The sequence below is a fragment of the Dietzia sp. IN118 genome, assembly GCF_032905965.1.
Lineage (GTDB): Bacteria > Actinomycetota > Actinomycetes > Mycobacteriales > Mycobacteriaceae > Dietzia > Dietzia kunjamensis.
This window is the reverse complement of the sequence record NZ_JAUMSR010000001.1, coordinates 1,754,064-1,771,756: the sequence shown is the minus strand read 5'-3', so window position 1 is coordinate 1,771,756 and position 17,693 is coordinate 1,754,064. Positions and strand designations below refer to the sequence as shown.

Genomic DNA, 17,693 nt, shown 5'->3' with positions numbered 1-17,693 from the left:
GTCGGCCTACTGCCCCTGCTGACCCTGACCGCCGTGGTATGGGGCGGTGGGGTCGGTGTACTGCTGCTGCCCCTGTGGCTGGTACGGCTGCTGGGGTGCCTGCGGGTAACCCTGCCCCTGGGCATTCGGCTGCCCCTGCGGCTGGTACTGCTGGGGTGCCTGCGGCTGGTACTGCTGCGGCTGGTACTGCTGCGGCTGGGGCTGGGCGGACTGCTGTGCCTGCGGCTGCGCGTACTGGGCGGCGTTCGGCTGCGCCTGGGTGAGAGCCTGCGGCGCGGGGTCCTCGACCGGCTTGTCGTCGTTCTGCATCTCCTTGATCTCGGACTTGAAGATGCGCATCGACCGTCCGAGGCCGCGGGCGGCGTCCGGGAGCTTCTTCGAACCGAACAGCAGGAGCACCACCGCGAGGACGATGAGCCAGTGCCAGATGCTCAACGCACCCATGTCAACCTCCGTTTGTCTGACAACGTGCCCATGCTAGCGCACCCACACCGGGCGGCGTCACTCGAGCGCTCCCCGAAACCGGCTGCTACCTGGTTATTTACCGAGAATTCACGATTCCGTCACGGAGGTCTTCCCCGGCTCCGCCGAGTACGCCTCCAGCCCCTCGACGGCGCGGCCCGCCACCTCGGCGGACAGTTCGGGATCGGCGGCCCGCACGACGTCCGCATGACCGAGCAGGAAGCGCAGGAGCCAGGCCCGGTCGTGGTAGGCGATCTCCACCTCCAGGTCGCCGTCCGGGCGGCGGACCACGCTGTGGAACCGGAACTCGTCGAGGAACCAGGCCGCGGCGGCGGGGACACGGGCGGACTCCAGTCGGACGTCGCCCTCGCCGTCGTCCTGGGGTCGGGGTCCCAGCGCGCGGCGCGGCCCCACCTCCTCGACCCCGCTCATCCGGTCGGTGCGGAACGTCCGCCACTGACCCGACTCACGGTCCACCCCGTGGACGTAGGAATGGCCGTCGGCGACGGACAGGCGTGCGGGGTCCACGACCCGGGTGGTGGAGGTGTCGGAGCTGGCCGAGTGGTAGACGAAGCGCAGCGCCCGACCGTCGTGGACGGCCGTGCGCACGACGTCCGCGTCCGAGTCGGCCGTCTCGCGTCGGGCGTCGAGCCCCCCGGCGTGCACGTCGGCGCCGGTGGCGGTCCGGAGCGTCGACAGCAGGTCGCGCAGCGCGCCCTGGTCGATCACCTCCGGCTGGTCGAGGAACACCGCCAGCCCGGTCTCGAGCGTGACCGCCTCCGCGGCGGTCAGGCGGACCGGGCGGTCGATCCCGGCGGTGAAGGTCACCTCCACGAGATCGGCGTCGTCGAGGTCCTCGGAGGAGAAGGCGAGGTCGATCAGGTCACCGGGGCCGTACCCGGGCAGACCGCAGGACCACAGTTGCCACAGGGCGGCCCGGAGTTGCTTCTCGGTCAACCCGAGGTCGCGGGCCGCGTCGGCCACGGGGACGGCGCCCCGGGTGTGGAAGTACGGGACCACGCTGAGCAACGTGGCCAGCGGGACGGCGCGGGCGCTCATCGGGCGGCCTCCTCGGCGGCGGTGAGGATCGTCACGACCCGGACGCGGAGCTCGGCCGGGCGCAGGGCCACGGCGTCGGCACCCTGGGCGGCCACGAGCGCGGACAGTTCACCGAGCGGCGCGGCGACCTCGAGGTCGACCCCGTCCCTGCCGAATCGCCGGGCGGGGCTCTGGGACCGGGCCATGGCGCGCAGCTCGGCGGCTCTGCCGTCGGCGGCCCAGACCGTGGCCTCCACCAGGGGGTTGAGCCGGGAGACGGCGCCGTCCAGCAACGCGAGGACCTGCTCGGTCGGCGGGACGGGGACGGTCCGGGCGGCGCGCCCGAGCCGGACGTCGGAGATGCGGACGAGCCGGAACGTCCGGGGTTCGCCTCGGTCGAGATCGTGACCGACGAGGTACCAGTGGCCGTGGCGGGATCCGGTCCACCAGGGCTCGACCCGCCGGGAGGTGGGTTCGGCGGCGCCCGCGGGGGTGTGCGAGAAGGTGACCGTGGATCCCTCGGCGATCGCCTCGGCGACCAGGGCGGCGGTCGCGAGCTCGGCGGGGTCGGTTACGGACACGGTCGCGCCGGCGTCGTGCGCGGGCTCGATCCCCGCGGCGGTGAGTTTGGCCAGCGCCCCGTCGGCGCGCGCGGCCCGCTCCCCCTCGCGCCACACCTCGGCCGCGACGGCGAGCACGCCGGCCTGCTGGGGCGTGAGGGTGATGTCGGGCAGCTCGTACCCGTGGGCGGGGATGCGGTACCCGGCCGGCGATCCGGGGGCCAGCGAGGCGCCCTGTTCGAGCGGGACCCCGGCGTCGCGTAGCTCCCGCTTGTCCCGTTCGAACATCCGCAGGTAGGCGGCGTCGTTCTCGGCGTCGTCGTACCCCTGGACCATCCTGCGGATCTCCCCCGCCGACAGGAACGCGTTGGTCGACCTCAGACAGATCACGAGGTTGACCAGACGTTGGGACTTCGAGGTGGGCACGCCTGGAGACGCTATCGTCCGAGCGCGGCGACGAGTTCGTCGACACGCGGGTCCTCGTGGGCGAACGGGTCCGTCAGCGCGACGGTGGGCAGGGTGCCGTCGGAGACCTTGAGGTGGACCCAGTCCACGGTGAAGTCGCGCTCGGCGTCCCGGGCGGCCGTGATGAACCTGCCACGCAGCGCGGCGCGGGTGGTCTCGGGGGCGACGGTGCGGGCCCGCTCCACCTCGGCGTCGTCCACGACGCGGGAGACGAGCCCGCGGCGTTCGAGGACCGAGTGGAGCCCGCGTCCGGGCCGCACGTCGTGGTAGGTCAGGTCGATCTGGGACAGCCTCGGGTGGTCGAGGTCGACGCCGGTCTTGTCCTGGACCTGCCGGATGAGCCGCAGTTTGGCGGCCCAGTCGATGTCGGCGGCGATCGACTCGTGGTCCCCGGACTCGACGGCGTCGAGCACCCGCTCCCACAGGGCCACGCACCGCTCGATGTCGGGGCGATCGTCGCGCTCCCAGCCGCCGCTGTCGAGGTAGCGGTGGACCCCGGCGAGGAACTCCCGCTGGATCTCCAGCGCCGTCATGGTGGTGCCGTCGGTCATCGCGACGGGCCGCGTGCCGGTGAGGTCGCGGCTGATCTCCCGGATGGCCCGAACCGGGTGCGCCACCGCCATCGGGCGCAGCTCGACGCCCGCCTCGAGCATCTCCAGCACGAGCCGGGTGCTGGCGATCTTGAGCAGCGTGGTGGTCTCGATCATGTTGGAGTCGCCCACGATCACGTGCATGCGCCGGAACCGGGTCGAGTCGGCGTGCGGCTCGTCTCGGGTGTTGATGAGCGGTCGCGACCGGGTGGTGGCGGACGAGACGCCGTCCCACATGTGTTCGGCGCGCTGGGAGAAGCAGAACGTCGGTTCCTCCGTCTCGCCGAGTCCCACGCCCGCCGGGGTGCCGGGCAGGATCTTGCCGGCGCCGCAGAGGAGCTGCCGGCTCACGAGGAACGGCAACAGTGTGGTGGCGATGCTGCGGACCTGGGTGGCCCGGTCGAGCAGGTAGTTCTCGTGGCACCCGTAGGAGTTGCCCACCGAGTCGGTGTTGTTCTTGAACAGATAGACGTTGACGTCGATCCCCTCGGCGGCGAGTGCCTGCTCGGCCTGCAGGGCGAGGTCGTCGACGATCCGCTCCCCCGCCCTGTCGTGCGCGACGAGCTGGCGCAGGCCGTCGCATTCGGCGGTCGCGTACTCGGGGTGGGAGCCCACGTCGAGGTAGAGGCGGGAGCCGTTCTCCAGGAAGACGTTGGAGCTGCGCCACCGCTGCACGACGGGCCGGAAGAAGTAGCGGGCGATCTCGTCGGCGCCGAGGGACCGCGCGCCGTCACCGCCGACGCTGGTGATCCCGAACTCCGTCTCGATCCCGACGATGCGACGGATCATGGCGGTCTACTGCCCGCCCTTCTGGACGTAGGACTTCACGAACTCCTCGGCGTTGGTCTCGAGGATGTCGTCGATCTCGTCGAGCAGCGAGTCGGCGGAGGTGGTGTCGGCGGCCTTGGCGACCTGGCCGGCCTCGTCGTCACCGTCGGCGGGGCCGCCGGCGTTCTTCTGGATCCGGGACATGGACTTCTCCTTAACGGTGGGAGGTTCGGTGGTCGGAGGTGCGTGTCGGTGCGGTCACCACGGTGACGGTCCGTCGGTGGTGAGGAAGTCCGGGTGCGCCTCGCAGTACTCCCGGGTCCCGGTGTACGGGTCGGTGAGGTCGACGTGGCGCTGGTGGCCGCGTGAGTCGACGACGACGACGAGGTCCCATCCGGCGGAGTGGATGCTGTCTCCGAGTTCCGCGAGGAAGCGTCCCCTGGCCCAGGCCCGCGTCCGGGCGGGCGGGGTCGTGACGGCGGCCTCGACCTCGTCTGGGGTGGTCAGTCGGCGCATCGCGCCCTTCGCCACTAGACGGGTGTAGAGGCCGCGTTCCGGATCGATGTCGTGGTACTGGAAGTCGATGAGCGCGAGCCGCGCGTGGTCCCAGTCCAGCGCGTCGCGGGCGCGGAATCCCTCTAGCAGACGCAGCTTGGCGGGCCAGTCCAGGCGGTCGGCGCACGACATGGGATTCTGCTCGAGGGCCTCGAGGATCTCCCGCCATTCGGCGAGGACCTCGGTGGCCCAGTCCGGTCGGCCGGGTCCGTCGCCGACGAGGTCGGCGACCCGGTCCAGGATCTCGCGTTGGAGACCGATCCCGGTCAGTGCGCGGCCGTCGGGCAGCGGCACCGTGGCGGTCAGCGACGTGTCGTGACTGATGACGTGCACCGCCTCCACGGGGTCGACGGGCAGGAGATCGGAGAAGTCGACGCCCTCCTCGATGGCGTCCAGGACCAGGCACGTGGTGCCGATCTTGAGGTACGTCGCCAGTTCGGACATGTTCGCGTCGCCGATGATCACGTGCAGTCGGCGCCACGTCTCGTCGGACGCGTGCGGCTCGTCGCGGGTGTTGATGATCCCGCGACGCAGGGTCGTCTCGAGCCCGGTGAGCACCTCGATGTAGTCGGCGCGCTGGGAGAGCTGGAAGCCGGCCGTCTCGCCGGACTGCCCGATCCCCACGCGTCCGGCGCCGCAGAACACCTGCCGGGACAGCAGGTGCGGTGCCAGGCTCAGGGTCAGGGCGTCGAAGTCGACGTCGCGGCGGACGAGGTAGTTTTCGTGCGCGCCGTACGAGGCGCCCTTACCGTCGACGTTGTTCTTGTACAGCTTGAGTTCGGCGTTGCCCTCGGTCGCCGAGGACTCGACCCCGGCGCGGTGCATGACGAGCTCGCCGGCCTTGTCCCAGATCACCGCGTCGCGCGGGGAGTCGACCTCCGGCGCGGAGTACTCGGGGTGCGCGTGGTCGACGTAGAAGCGCGCGCCGTTGGTCAGCACCCGGTTGGTCACCCCGAACTCGCCGGGGTCGTAGGCGCGCACGGCTCCCAGGTCGAAACCGCGGGCGTCGCGCAGGGGCGATTCCGACTCGTAGTCCCAGCGGGTCTCGTCGGCGCCGCCGGCGGACTCCCCGGGGTCGGTGTAGGCCTTGATCACCTGGGTGGAGGTGACCACCGAGCTGAGCAGGGGCTGCCCGACCGCGACGATGCCGAACTCGATCTCGGTGCCGATGATCCGGCCTCGCCCGACCTCACCCGACGCGTTCCGAACGGGAGGGGTCACTGGTCCACGCCCTTGTTGGGGATGGAGACGTCGACGACGCGCTCACCGCGGACACCGGTCAGCCGCGCCCATTCCTGCGGGTTGGAGGTGTTGGGCAGGTCCGCGCTCTCGGCGAACTCGGCGTCGACAGCGTCGAGGAAGTCGTCTGTGGTCAGGCCCTGCCCGGTGCCGTGGACGATGTCCTTGATCGCCAGCTTCTTGGCCCGGTCCACGATGTTGCGCAGCATCGCCCCGGAGGTGAGGTCGGCCAGGTACAGGGAGGATCGGCGGCCCGAGGCGTACACCAGGTGCACGTACGTGGTGGACGCGTCGCGCGTGTAGAGCCTGTCGACGATCCGGTCGATGAGGTCCGCCACGTGCGTCTGCTCGTCCGCGTCCCCGACCTCCTCCGGGTCGAAGCGCAGGTCGGGGGTGATGTATTTCGCCAGGATATCGGTCGCGGCGTCGCGGTCGGGCCGGTCGATGCGGATCTTCAGGTCGAGCCGGCCGGGGCGCAGGATGGCCGGGTCGATCATGTCCTCGCGGTTGGAGGCGCCGATCACGATGACGTTGCGCAGGTCCTCCACGCCGTCGATCTCCGCGAGTAGCTGGGGCACGATCGTGGTCTCCATGTCCGAGGAGACACCGGAACCGCGGGTGCGGAAGATCGAGTCCATCTCGTCGAAGAACACGATGACCGGGTTGCCCTCGGTCGCCTTCTCACGCGCCCGCTCGAAGATGGAGCGGATGTGCCGCTCGGTCTCGCCGACGTACTTGTTGAGCAGTTCCGGGCCCTTGATGGACAGGAAGTACGAGTTGGGATAGCGACCGTCGGAGACGTCGTCGCCCCGGGAGACCGCCGACGCGCGGGCCAATGAGTGCGCGACGGCCTTGGCGATGAGGGTCTTGCCGCAGCCGGGGGGCCCGTAGAGCAGGACGCCCTTGGGTGGGGCCAGGTGGAACTCGCGGTAGAGGTCGTGGTGGATGAAGGGCAGCTCGATGGCGTCGCGGATCTGCTCGATCTGCGGTCCGAGTCCACCGATGTCGGAGTACTCCACCATCGGGATCTCCTCGAGCAGGAGCTCGTCGACCTCGGCCTTGGGCACGACCTCATACGCCACGCCCGCCTTGGGGTCGACCAGCACCGCGTCGCCCGGACGGACCGGGGCGGGGTGCTCGGCGGTCCGACCGCCCCGCAGCGCGGTGGCCAGCACGACGATGTGCTCCTCGTCGTTGCCCATCACGACGCGGGCGCGGACGCCGTCGGCGAGTACGTCACGGAACATGGCGGTGACGCCCGTGACGGGCAGCTCTCCGGAGACCTCGAGCACGGTCAAGGCCTCGTTGAGACGCACCGTCGTACCGGCGGTGAGTTCGGCAGGGTCCACCCCCGGGGCGATCGCGAGGCGCATCCGCCTACCCGCGGCCATGACCTCCACGGAGTCCGGGCCGGAGGGTCGGGCCAGGACCACGCCGTAGGTGCTGGGCGGGGTGCCGAGTCGTTCAACCTCACTCTTGAGCGCCGCGAGCTGGTCGCGCGAGTCCTTGAGCAGGTCCGCGAGCCGGACGTTGCGGGCGCCGAGGGCGTCGATCTTGATCGTCTTCTCGCGGTCCGAACGGGCCCCCTCGTCCACGGCCTTGCGCAGCCGTGCGAGCTCGGCCCGGTCGATGGCGACCCGGTCCTGCCCGTCGCCGGCCGGGGATCGTCCCTCGGTCACGCGATCACCTGCCCTCCTGGTCGTCGACGAGTCACCTCGTCGTCGTCCCCTCCACCTTATCGGCGGACGCGGGCGCAGGTCCCTGCGAGTCCGCCGGTCAGCCCTTTCCGCTGCGCCGCTTGGGCTTGAGGGTGGTCACGCCCTCGGCGAGCCGGCGGGCGGTCACGAGGAACGCCGTGTGGCCCTGCATGCGGTGCTCCGGACGCACGGCCAGGCCGACCACGTGCCAGCCGCGGTTGATCGACTCCCACGCCCGGGGCTCGGTCCAGCACTGCTGACGCCGCAGGGCCTCCACGACGTCCGACAGCTGGGTCGTGGTGGCCACGTAGGCGACCAGCACCCCGCCGGGCACCAACACGTCGCTCACCGTGGGCAGGCACTCCCAGGGCGCGAGCATGTCCAGCATCACGCGGTCGACCTGGCCCCCCAGCGCCTCCACGGAGGTCTCGGCCAGGTCCGCGACGCGCAGATCCCAGTTCTCGGGGTGCTCGCCGTAGAACGTACGGACGTTGCGCTCGGCGTGCTCGGCGTGGTCCTCACGGATCTCGTAGGAGAACACCCGCCCCTCGGGGCCCACGGCCCGGAGCAGTGAGCAGGTCAGCGCGCCGGAACCGGCACCGGCCTCCAGGACGCGGGCGCCGGGGAACACGTCACCCTCGTGCACGATCTGCGCGGCGTCCTTGGGGTAGATCACCTGGGCGCCGCGCGGCATGGACAGCACGTAGTCGGTGAGCAGCGGCCGGAGCGCGAGGTAGTGGGAGTCCTTGGTCGAGGTGACGATCGACCCCTCCGGCGCACCGATCAGGTCGTCGTGGCGGACGGCCCCGTGGTGGGTGAAGAACTCGGCGCCCTCGACGAGGACGACCGTGTACTTGCGCCCCTTGGTGTCGGTGAGTTGGACGCGGTCGCCCACGACGAACGGACCGGATCGCTGCACAGGACCTCCAGGGGGGACATACGGGCCGGTTGTCCGACCGGTTGTCTACCCTGCCAGGTGTGACGGATCCCCTGGAAATCGGCGGCATCCCGGCAGCGGGCGACGTACCCCTGCCGGAACGCAAGCCCCTCGCCCTGTCCGCCTCGCGCGCGGCGGACTTCCGGCAGTGCCCGCTGCTGTACCGCCTGCGCACCATCGACCGGATCCCGGAGCCCAAGACCCGCGCCCAGGTGACGGGCACCGTCGTCCACTCGGTGCTCGAGGAGCTCTACGGCCTCGAGCAGGCCGACCGGGCGCCGCAGCGCGCCGCGGACCTCGTCCCCGCCGCCGTCGAGAACTTCTACGCGGCGGAGGACGGCGCCGACGTGGTACCTGTGGCCGAACGCCCCGGGTTCGAGGCCGAGGTCGCGGGCCTGGTCTCGGCCCTCTACGGCGTCGAGGACCCGCAGCGCTTCTCCCCCGCCTCGTGCGAGCAGTACCTGCTCACGGCCACTCAGTCGGGCACCCCGCTCCACGGCTACCTCGACCGGGTCGACGTGGCACCGACCGGCGAGGTCAGGGTCGTCGACTACAAGACCGGCAAACCCCCGAACCCGCGGTACCAGCACCAGGCGATGTTCCAGATGCGCTTCTACGCCCTGATGTACCACCGCGTCCACGGGGTGCTCCCCGCGCAGCTCAAACTCATCTACCTCAAGAACGGCAGCTGGCTCACCCTCACCCCGGATCATGCATCCCTCGGAGAGACCGAGGCGTCCCTCGACTCGCTCTGGTCGGAGATCGAGCGGGCCGGGGAGACGGGGGACTTCCGCCCCCGTACGTCCCGCCTGTGCGACTGGTGCAATCATCAGGCCCTGTGTCCGGCGTACGGCGGTACCCCGCCGGAGTACCCGGGGTGGCCCGGGACGCGGGTGGTACCAGCCGGGACGGACACTCTGCTGTCAGGTCAGGGAGAACCGAGGAGAACATGATGACGGAGGCCTACTTCGAGCCGCTGGGTACCGACGACGGCTGGGAGGTCTTCCGAGCGACGCCGCACACCGTGAGCGCCTGGGGCCCCGACCTGCAACACGGGGCCCCGCCCTCTGCCATCCTCACCCGGGCCATGGATCGGCTGGACCCGTCCGAGGAGACGCGGATCGCACGGGTGGCGGTCGACCTGCTGGGTCCGGTCCCGCTGGGCGAGTTGCGGACGCGGGCGCGCGTCACACGACCGGGCCGGCGGATCCAGCTGGTCGAGTCCGAGCTCGAGGCGCGTGGACGGATCGTCGCCCGGGCGAGCGCGTGGCGGATGCTCGTCAGCGACACCGCGGAGGTCGAGCAGACGCTGGATCAGCCCCGCCAGCTTCCTGGGGCCGATCACAACAGTGAGTTCTTCAACCGCTGGACCAGCGGTTACATCGACTCTCTCGAGATCCGGGGTGCCGAGGACGGCACGGTGTGGGCGCGGCCCACCCTGCCGCTGGTGGCAGGTGAGGAGACGACCCCCGCCGAGCACGTGATGTGCGTGGCGGACATCGCCAACGGCGTCGGAGCGGTCCTCGAACCCCACGAGTGGCGATTCCTCAACACCGACGTCGTCACGCACCTGCACCGCCGGCCCGTCGGGCAGTGGATCGGGGTGACAGCGCGGGCCTCGATCGGTCCCGACGGGGTGGGCGCGACCACCGGAACGCTCTTCGACGAGGTCGGTGCGATCGGCCACACCCTGCAGGCATTGCTGATCGAGCGGGTCTGATCGGGCGCGGTCCCAGCCCGAGGATCCGCTACTCCGACTGCGGATCCGCTACCCCTATGCGGGTAGCGGATCCGAAGTCGGAGTAGCGGATCTTGTGGGTGTCAGCCCATACGGCAGGAACGGATGTCGGTCGCGATGACCGACTTCGCGCCGGACGCGGCGAGCTCGTCCATGATCGAATTGACCCGCTTGCGCGGCACCATCGACCGGACGGCGATCCACGCCGGGTCCGCCATCGGCGAGACCGTGGGCGACTCGATGCCCGGCGTGATCGCCGAGACCTCGTCGAGCAGATCCTTGGGGCAGTTGTAGTCGAGCATCATGTACTGCTGGGCGAACACCACGCCCTGCAGGCGCGCCCTGAGCTGTGCCATCGCCGCGGACACCTCGGCGTCCGCCCGGGAGATCAGCACGCCCGAGGAGTCGCACAGGATGTCGCCGAACGCCTCCAGGCCGTGGACCTTGAGCGTCCGTCCGGACCCCACGACGTCGGCGATGCAGTCGGCCACTCCCAGTTGGATCGAGATCTCCACGGCGCCGTCGAGGCGGATGACCTCTGCCTCGACCCCCCGCTGCTGGAGGTCCCGACGCACGATATTGGGGTACGAGGTCGCGATCCGCGCGCCGGCGAGCCGGTCGGTGGACCATCCCGCCCCGGCGGGACCGGCGTAGCGGAAGGTGGAGTGGCCGAAGCCCAGATCGAGGAGCTCATCGACCTCGGCCATGGAATCCGCGGCCAGATCCCGGCCGGTGATGCCCATCTCGAGGCGGCCGGAGCCCACATAGACGGCGATGTCCTTGGGACGGAGGAAGAAGAACTCGACGTCGTTGTCCGGGTCGATCAGCGTGAGGTCTTTGCTCCCCTCGTGCCGACGACGGTACCCCGCCTCGGCGAGCATCTCGGAGGCGGACTCGGACAGGGCGCCCTTGTTGGGCAGTGCGACGCGCAGCATGACGGGGGCTCCGGGATCTGTGAGCGTGAGGGTGGACGCGGGGCGGGGTCTAGAGATGTCGGTAGACGTCCTCGAGGCCGAGTCCGCGCCTGAGCATCATGACCTGGGTCCAGTACAGGAGCTGCGAGATCTCCTCCGCCAGTTCCTCGTCGGACTGGTACTCGGCGGCGATCCACACCTCTCCGGCTTCTTCGACGACCTTCTTGCCCAGATGATGCACACCCTTGTCGAACGCGGCGACGGTGCCGGACCCCTCGGGGCGCGCGGTAATGCGCTCGGACAGCTCGGTGAACAGCGAGTCGAAGGTCTTCACACGCTCGATTGTCCCATAGCCGCACCCACGGGTGTGCCGGAGGTGAGCCCGTGGAGCGCCGCGGTGTCGATGCCCTCCAGGGTGTCGTGGGTGTGGGCCCCGACGACGCCGGGCTGGCCGTCGGTCGACGGGATGTACAGCACCCGGCATCCGGCGGCGACCGCCGCGGTCGCGCCGGTGACGGAATCCTCCACCGCCACCGCCGAGCCGGGCTCCACCCCGAGCCGGGCACACGCGAGGAGATACGGGTCCGGGGCGGGCTTGGCCTCGGTGACCATGCACCCGGTGACCACCACGTCGAAGCGGGAGCGGTCGATGAACTCGAGGGGCACCACCGCGACATCGGCGGTGGTGTTGGTGACCAACGCGACCGGAGTCCTCGTCGACGCGATATCGGCGAGGAGATCCTCGGCGCCCGGCCGCCACCTCATATCAGTTCGCATCAACTCGGTGACCCGGGAGTTCAAGCGGTGGGCGAGGCGGTCGAACTCCTCGCCCACGATCCGGCGACCCGTGTACTCGCCGAGGATCTCGAAGAACCCGTGGAGGGAGTTGCCCAGCGTCCTCTCGCGCGTCGTCTCGTCGAGGGGGCGCCCCAGGTGCTCGGCGAGCTCGTACACGGCGATGTCCCACAGTCGCTCGGTGTCGACGAGGGTGCCGTCCATGTCGAGACAGACGGCGGACGGAACACGGTCGGAGGAATTGCTGGTCACGGACTACTGTCTACCCGAGTCAGGTGAACCGGGGGTGACCCGAGGCGCCGATGGCGACGGGATCGCATCGAAGTCGCTGAGCTTCCGTGGCGCCATCACGACGCGCGCCGAGTTGAGGATCGCCAGCACATCGATGACCTCCTGGGCGATCGCCCCCGCGAGAGGGCTCAGCAACCCGAAGACGGCGAGGAGCATCCCGATCACGGAGGCGGCCATCCCGCCCACCGCTGACTGCAGGGCGATCCGACGCATACGCGCTCCGATATGGAGCAGGTCGTCGAGGCGCTCCAGTGAGGAATCCAGCACCACGGCGTCGGCGGCCTCGGACGTCACGTCGGAGGTGGCACCGAACGCGACTCCTGCGGTCGCGGCCGTCATCGCCGGGGCGTCGTTGATGCCGTCCCCGAGGAACAGCGTCGGCCCCGCGGCAGTGCGTTCGCGGACGATCGCGAGTTTGCCCTCGGGGCCGACCCCGCCGTGCACCTCACTGATGCCCACCCGGTCCGCCAACCGGCGGACCTCGGTCTCGCGGTCACCCGAGATGATCATCATGTGCTTGACGCCGTGCGAGCGCGGCAGATGTGCGATGAAGTCGCCTGCGGTCGCCCGCGGTTCGTCCCGGAACCGGAGGGTGGCGGCGTACCGGTCGTCCAGGAGGACGATCGATTCCAGACCGGCCTCCGTCCCCGGGAGGAGGTCGACGGCGTCGGGGTCGACCGCGGCGAGTCCACGACGGTTGGTCAGGCGAAGGCTGTGGCCGCCCACCTCACCGACCAGTCCGGCGCCGGGTTTCTCGGCGACCGAGCTGAGTGGTGGTATGGCGAGACCTCGTTCGGTGGCGGCGTCGACGACAGCTCGGGCAAGAGGATGACGGGAGTAGACCTCGACCGCTGCTGCGGTCGCCAGCACGCCATCCGGATCGGTGCCCGGTCGAGGAATGATCTCGGTCAGGACGGGGCGACCGTAGGTCAGTGTGCCCGTCTTGTCGAACATCATCGTCTCGATCCGGCTGACGTTCTCGAGCATTGCCGGGTTCCGGATGATGATCCCACGCTTGGCGGACAGCGAGATGGCGCCGATGATGGCGACCGGTACGCCGATGAGCAGTGGGCACGGGGTCGCGACGACCACCACGGCGAGGAAGCGGGTCGGGTCGCCCGAGATGACCCAGCCGAGGACGCCGAGGGCAAGTGCGACCAGCGTGTACCAGGCGCCGAGACGGTCGGCCAGGCGACGCATCGGGGGCCGGTGTTCCTCCGCCTCCCGCAGGACGCCGACGATCTGCGCGTACCGGGAGTCTGCCGCCCGGCGTTCGGCCCGGACGGTCAACGCCACCTCGCCGTTGACGGCCCCGGAGAGCACCTGGGAGCCGGGTGACTTCGGCACGACGTACGGTTCGCCGGTCAGGAACGACTCGTCCATGGCGCCGTCGCCACCCACGACCTCGCCGTCGACGGGGCACAGTTCATGAGGCAGGACGAGGAGGAGGTCATCCACGCGGACCTCCTCGGCGCGGATGTCGTCCACGCCCGCGGCCGTAGAGTCCCCGCGGAGTCGATGCGCGATCGTGGGACTGCGCCGCGCGAGGGCGTCGAGGGTGGCCGATGCCCTCCGCGACGCCGCGGCCTCGAGCGCCTCGCCGCCGGACAGCATGAGGACGACGATCGCGGCGACCAGCCACTCGTCGAGAGCGACCGCCGTGATGATCGAGATGGCGGCGAGCATGTCCGCCCCACCCGCGCTCCTCACCGCCGAGCGCAGTACCTCGAGGATGAGTGGGACCCCGCCGACCACGACCACCGCGACCAGGGGCGCCCGGATCGACCACTCGACCGTCGTGGAGACGCCGGGACCGGTGACCGCGCGCGACACGAGGTGGATCGCGATGGCCAGGACGGTGGCCATCGCGAGTACCCCCTGGCGAGAGCCGACGAAGGTGCGGAGTGGCCCGTCCGCCCGGCCCCGCGTCGATGCCGACGCGGGGCTGGTGGATTCACCGCCAGATCGGTGCCCGATGGTGTGCATGACTTCATCATCCGCCGTCGGGTATGTCCTCTACCAGCAAGGACAGGCTGTCCTGCGTGCCCGCCTCAGACGTTGAAGTACTTGGCCTCCGGGTGGTATAGCACGAACGCGTCGGTCGACTGCTCGGGATGTAACTGCAGTTCCTCGGAGAGTTCGACGCCGATGCGCTCGGGCTCGAGCAGATCGACGACCACCTTGCGGGACTCCAGGTCGGGGCAAGCGCCGTAGCCGAAGCTGTACCGGGCACCCCGGTACTTGAGGTTGAAGTACTCCTCGATGCTGTCCGGGTCCTCGTCGGAGACCGTGCCCTCGGGCAGGCGGAGTTCGTCGCGGACCCGCCGGTGCCAGAACTCGGCGAGGGCCTCGGTGAGCTGCACGGACAGGCCGTGTACCTCGAGGTAGTCCCGGTAGTTGTCCGCGGCGAACAGCTCGTTGGCGAAGTCCGCGATGGGCGTGCCCATGGTGACCAGCTGGAACGGCAGCACGTCCACCACTCCCTCGGCCTCGCAGCGCTCCTTGGAGGCCAGGAAGTCGGGGATGGCCAGGAAGCGCGGTCGCTGCTGGCGCGGGAACGCGATCTTGTGGAGCACCTCGGCGTCGGGGCGCGGCTCGGCGAGCACCCAGATCTCCTCGCCCACCGAGTAGGCCGGGAAGTAGCCGTACACCACGGCCGAGTGGGACAGGATGTTCTCGGTGGTCAACCGGTCGATCCACGAACGCAGGCGGGGCCTGCCCTCGGTGGCCACGAGCTCCTCGTAGTCCGGCCCGTCGCCGCTGCGGGTGCCCCGCAGGCCCCACTGGCCGAAGAACAGGGCACGCTCGTCCAGGTGACCGGCGTAGTCCGCCACCGGGATCCCCTTGGCGATCCGGGTCCCCCAGAACGGAGGGGTCGCGATCGGCTGGTCGGCCGCGACGTCCGACCGCTCGGGGACCACGACGGGCTCGGCCTCGGCGGCGCGCTTGGCGGCGATCCGCTCACTGCGAGCGCGGCGCTCGCGGCGTTCTTCGGCCTTGGCCGCGGACTCCGACGACTGCGACATCGGGACCCCGGTCCGTTTGGACGTCATCACCTCGTCCATGAGCCGCAGGCCCTCGAACGCGTCCCGCGCGTAGAACACCTCACCCTGGTACATCCCGGCGAGGTCGACCTCGACGTAGGACCGGGTCAGCGCGGCGCCGCCGAGCAGGACCGGGAACTCCCCGGCGATCCCCTCCGAGTTGAGCTCGGCGAGGTTGTCCTTCATCACGACGGTCGACTTCACGAGCAGGCCGGACATGCCGATCACGTCGGCCTTGTGCTCGCGGGCCGCGGAGATGATCTCCGAGATCGGCTGCTTGATGCCGATGTTGACCACGTCGTAACCGTTGTTGGACAGAATGATGTCCACGAGGTTCTTGCCGATGTCGTGCACATCGCCCTTGACCGTGGCCAGGACGATGCGGCCCTTGCCGTCCTCGTCGCTGGCCTCCATGTGGGGCTCGAGGTGGGCGACCGCGGCCTTCATGGTCTCCGCCGACTGCAGGACGAACGGCAGCTGCATCTGGCCGGACCCGAAGAGCTCACCCACGGTCTTCATCCCGCCGAGCAGGTGGGTGTTGATGATCTCCAGAGGGGGGATCTCCGCCATCGCGGCGTCGAGGTCCGCCTCGAGTCCCTTGCGCTCGCCGTCGACGATCCTGGCCGACAGCCGCTCCATGAGCGGCATCGCGGCGAGCTCGGCCGCGCGCGCGTCCTTGGCGCCGGCCGCGGACACGCCCTCGAACAGCTCCATGAACACCTGGAGGGGGTCATATCCCTCACCGCGACGGTCGTAGACCAGGTCGAGGGCGACCTCCCGCTGCCGCTCGTCGATCTTGCTCATGGGCAGGATCTTGGAACTGTGCGCGATCGCGGTGTCCAGACCCGCCTGGATGCACTCGTGCAGGAACACCGAGTTGAGCACCTGGCGGGCGGCCGGGTTGAGGCCGAACGAGATGTTCGACAAGCCGAGCGTGGTGTGGATCTTCGGGTGTGACCCGGTGAGTCGGCGGATGGCCTCGATTGTCTCGATGCCGTCGCGGCGGACCTCCTCCTGGCCGGTCGAGATGGGGAAGGTCAGACAGTCGATGATGATGTCCTCCTCCGCCACCCCCCAGTTACCGGTGAGGTCGGAGATGAGCCGCTCGGCGATCTCGACCTTGCGATCCGCGGTCCGGGCCTGGCCCTCCTCGTCGATGGTCAGCCCGACCACAGCCGCGCCGTGGCGGGAGACCAGCTGCATGATCCGCTGGAAACGGGACTCCGGCCCGTCGCCGTCCTCGTAGTTGACCGAGTTGACCGCGCAGCGGCCACCCAGCTTCTCCAGACCGGCCTCGATGACACCGGGCTCGGTCGAGTCGAGCATGATCGGCAGCGTCGAGGAGGTCGCGAGCCGGCCGGCCAACTCCTTCATGTCGTCGGAGCCGTCCCGGCCGACGTAGTCCACGCAGAGGTCGACCATCTGCGCACCGTCGCGCATCTGCTCCTTGGCGATGTCCATGCAGGTGTCCCAGTCGCCGGCGAGCATGGCCTCGCGGAACCGCTTGGAACCGTTGGCGTTGGTGCGCTCACCGATCATGAGGATCCCGGCGTCGGCGCGCAGGGGGGTCGAGCTGTACAGCGAGGCGACCGCGTTGACGGGCTCCACCCGACGCTCGGCCTTCTCGCGGCCCAGGACCTCGTCGCGCAGGCGGGTGATGTGCTCGGGGGTGGTGCCGCAGCACCCGCCCACCATCGACAGGCCGAACTCGGAGACGAAATCGGCCACCTGCGGCGCGAACGCGTCGGCGCCCAGGGGGTAGACGGCGCCGTGCTCACCGAGCTCCGGCAGTCCCGCGTTGGGCATGACCGACACGGGGATCCCGGCGTGCCGGGACAGGAACCGCAAATGCTCGATCATCTCGGCCGGACCCGTGGCGCAGTTGAGGCCGATCATGTCGATGCCCAGCGGCTCCAACGCGGTCAGGGCCGCGCCGATGTCCGAGCCGAGCAGCATGGTGCCCGTGGTCTCGATGGTGACGTGGGAGATGATCGGCAGCCGCCTGTCGGCGGCGGCCATCCCGTCCTGGCACCCGAGCACCGCGGCCTTGACCTGGAGCAGGTCCTGGCTCGTCTCGATGAGGTAGGCGTCCGCGCCACCGCGTGCCAGCCCCTCGGCGGCCTGGGCGTAGGCGTCCCGCATTTCCTCGAAGGTGGTCTGCCCCAGGGAGGGCAACTTGGTGCCCGGCCCGAGGGAACCCAGCACCATCCGGGGGGTCCCGTCCTGGGACGGACCCATCTCGTCGGCGACCTTGCGGGCGATCGCCGCGCCCTTCTCCGCGAGCTCACCGATCCGGTCGACGATGTCGTAGTCGCCCAGGTTGGACAGGTTGCAGCCGAAGGTGTTGGTCTCCACCAGATCGGCGCCAGCGGTGAAGAACGCCCGGTGGATGTCCTCCACGACGTCCGGACGCGTGGCGTTGAGGATCTCGTTGCAGCCCTCCAGGCCCAGGAAGTCCGCGTCCACATCAAGGTCGACGGCCTGCAACATCGTGCCCATCGCCCCGTCACCGATCAGTACTCGCCGACGGGCGGCATCCAATAAGGGCGAATCGAAATCGACAGACATGGCCCCAGTGTATGGGTGGGGAACAACCGGAC

General features: G+C 70.0%; 15 protein-coding genes. 2 read left to right on the top strand and 13 right to left on the bottom strand.

Annotated features, from left to right (window positions below; genetic code table 11):
• Nucleotides 1-6: 6 nt before the first annotated feature.
• The 8 genes from tatA to Q2K20_RS08565 all read right to left on the bottom strand — a co-directional run bounded on the left by tatA (nt 7) and on the right by Q2K20_RS08565 (nt 8,293).
• The gene (tatA, locus tag Q2K20_RS08600) at nt 7-444 is read right to left on the bottom strand and encodes a Sec-independent protein translocase subunit TatA (RefSeq protein ID WP_119191677.1); all 438 of its coding nucleotides are present in this window, start codon (nt 442-444) and stop codon (nt 7-9) included.
• Between the two features lie 108 nt (nt 445-552).
• Nucleotides 553-1,521 carry a helix-turn-helix transcriptional regulator gene (locus Q2K20_RS08595; RefSeq protein WP_119191678.1) on the bottom strand — a complete coding sequence of 323 codons (969 nt, stop codon included), beginning with the start codon at nt 1,519-1,521 and terminating at the stop codon, nt 553-555.
• On the bottom strand, nt 1,518-2,486 hold the full coding sequence (locus Q2K20_RS08590; RefSeq protein WP_132063312.1) for a helix-turn-helix transcriptional regulator: 969 nt from the start codon (nt 2,484-2,486) through the stop codon (nt 1,518-1,520). Before Q2K20_RS08590 ends, Q2K20_RS08595 begins: the two co-directional genes overlap by 4 nt.
• An 11-nt stretch (nt 2,487-2,497) precedes the next feature.
• A complete protein-coding gene (gene pafA, locus Q2K20_RS08585) occupies nt 2,498-3,904 on the bottom strand; it encodes a Pup--protein ligase (protein WP_119191679.1) in 1,407 nt (468 codons plus the stop codon).
• A gap of 6 nt (nt 3,905-3,910) precedes the next feature.
• Nucleotides 3,911-4,087 carry a ubiquitin-like protein Pup gene (locus Q2K20_RS08580; protein ID WP_096905488.1) on the bottom strand — a complete coding sequence of 59 codons (177 nt, stop codon included), beginning with the start codon at nt 4,085-4,087 and terminating at the stop codon, nt 3,911-3,913.
• 54 nt (nt 4,088-4,141) lie between these two features.
• The gene (gene dop / locus Q2K20_RS08575) at nt 4,142-5,659 is read right to left on the bottom strand and encodes a depupylase/deamidase Dop (protein ID WP_163375763.1); all 1,518 of its coding nucleotides are present in this window, start codon (nt 5,657-5,659) and stop codon (nt 4,142-4,144) included.
• Nucleotides 5,656-7,356, bottom strand: coding sequence for a proteasome ATPase (arc, locus tag Q2K20_RS08570; RefSeq protein ID WP_317176769.1), 1,701 nt, complete (start codon nt 7,354-7,356; stop codon nt 5,656-5,658). The genes dop and arc overlap by 4 nt, the downstream gene beginning before the upstream one ends.
• Nucleotides 7,357-7,453: 97 nt before the next feature.
• Nucleotides 7,454-8,293 (bottom strand): tRNA (adenine-N1)-methyltransferase, encoded by an 840-nt coding sequence (locus Q2K20_RS08565; RefSeq protein ID WP_119191682.1) that lies wholly within the window; start codon nt 8,291-8,293, stop codon nt 7,454-7,456.
• 59 nt (nt 8,294-8,352) lie between these two features.
• On the opposite strand from Q2K20_RS08565, the gene Q2K20_RS08560 reads away from it, so the two are divergent.
• Nucleotides 8,353-9,264, top strand: a complete 912-nt coding sequence (locus tag Q2K20_RS08560; RefSeq protein ID WP_119191683.1) for a RecB family exonuclease — start codon at nt 8,353-8,355, stop codon at nt 9,262-9,264.
• Nucleotides 9,264-10,031, top strand: a complete 768-nt coding sequence (locus tag Q2K20_RS08555; RefSeq protein ID WP_119191684.1) for a thioesterase family protein — start codon at nt 9,264-9,266, stop codon at nt 10,029-10,031. Before Q2K20_RS08560 ends, Q2K20_RS08555 begins: the two co-directional genes overlap by 1 nt.
• A gap of 101 nt (nt 10,032-10,132) precedes the next feature.
• On the opposite strand, the gene hisG is transcribed toward Q2K20_RS08555, so the two are convergent.
• From hisG to metH, 5 genes are all read right to left on the bottom strand, one after another.
• Complete coding sequence (gene hisG / locus Q2K20_RS08550) at nt 10,133-10,984, bottom strand: ATP phosphoribosyltransferase (RefSeq protein ID WP_067714440.1); 852 nt, start codon at nt 10,982-10,984, stop codon at nt 10,133-10,135.
• Between the two features lie 49 nt (nt 10,985-11,033).
• Nucleotides 11,034-11,297, bottom strand: a complete 264-nt coding sequence (locus tag Q2K20_RS08545; RefSeq protein WP_067714437.1) for a phosphoribosyl-ATP diphosphatase — start codon at nt 11,295-11,297, stop codon at nt 11,034-11,036.
• Entirely contained in the window at nt 11,294-12,010 is a 717-nt protein-coding gene (locus Q2K20_RS08540) for an HAD family hydrolase (protein WP_069390066.1), read from the bottom strand. The genes Q2K20_RS08545 and Q2K20_RS08540 overlap by 4 nt, the downstream gene beginning before the upstream one ends.
• Before the next feature lie 3 nt (nt 12,011-12,013).
• On the bottom strand, nt 12,014-13,915 hold the full coding sequence (locus Q2K20_RS08535) for a heavy metal translocating P-type ATPase (protein ID WP_240341285.1): 1,902 nt from the start codon (nt 13,913-13,915) through the stop codon (nt 12,014-12,016).
• Between the two features lie 185 nt (nt 13,916-14,100).
• The gene (gene metH / locus Q2K20_RS08530) at nt 14,101-17,661 is read right to left on the bottom strand and encodes a methionine synthase (RefSeq protein WP_069390065.1); all 3,561 of its coding nucleotides are present in this window, start codon (nt 17,659-17,661) and stop codon (nt 14,101-14,103) included.
• Nucleotides 17,662-17,693: the final 32 nt, after the last annotated feature.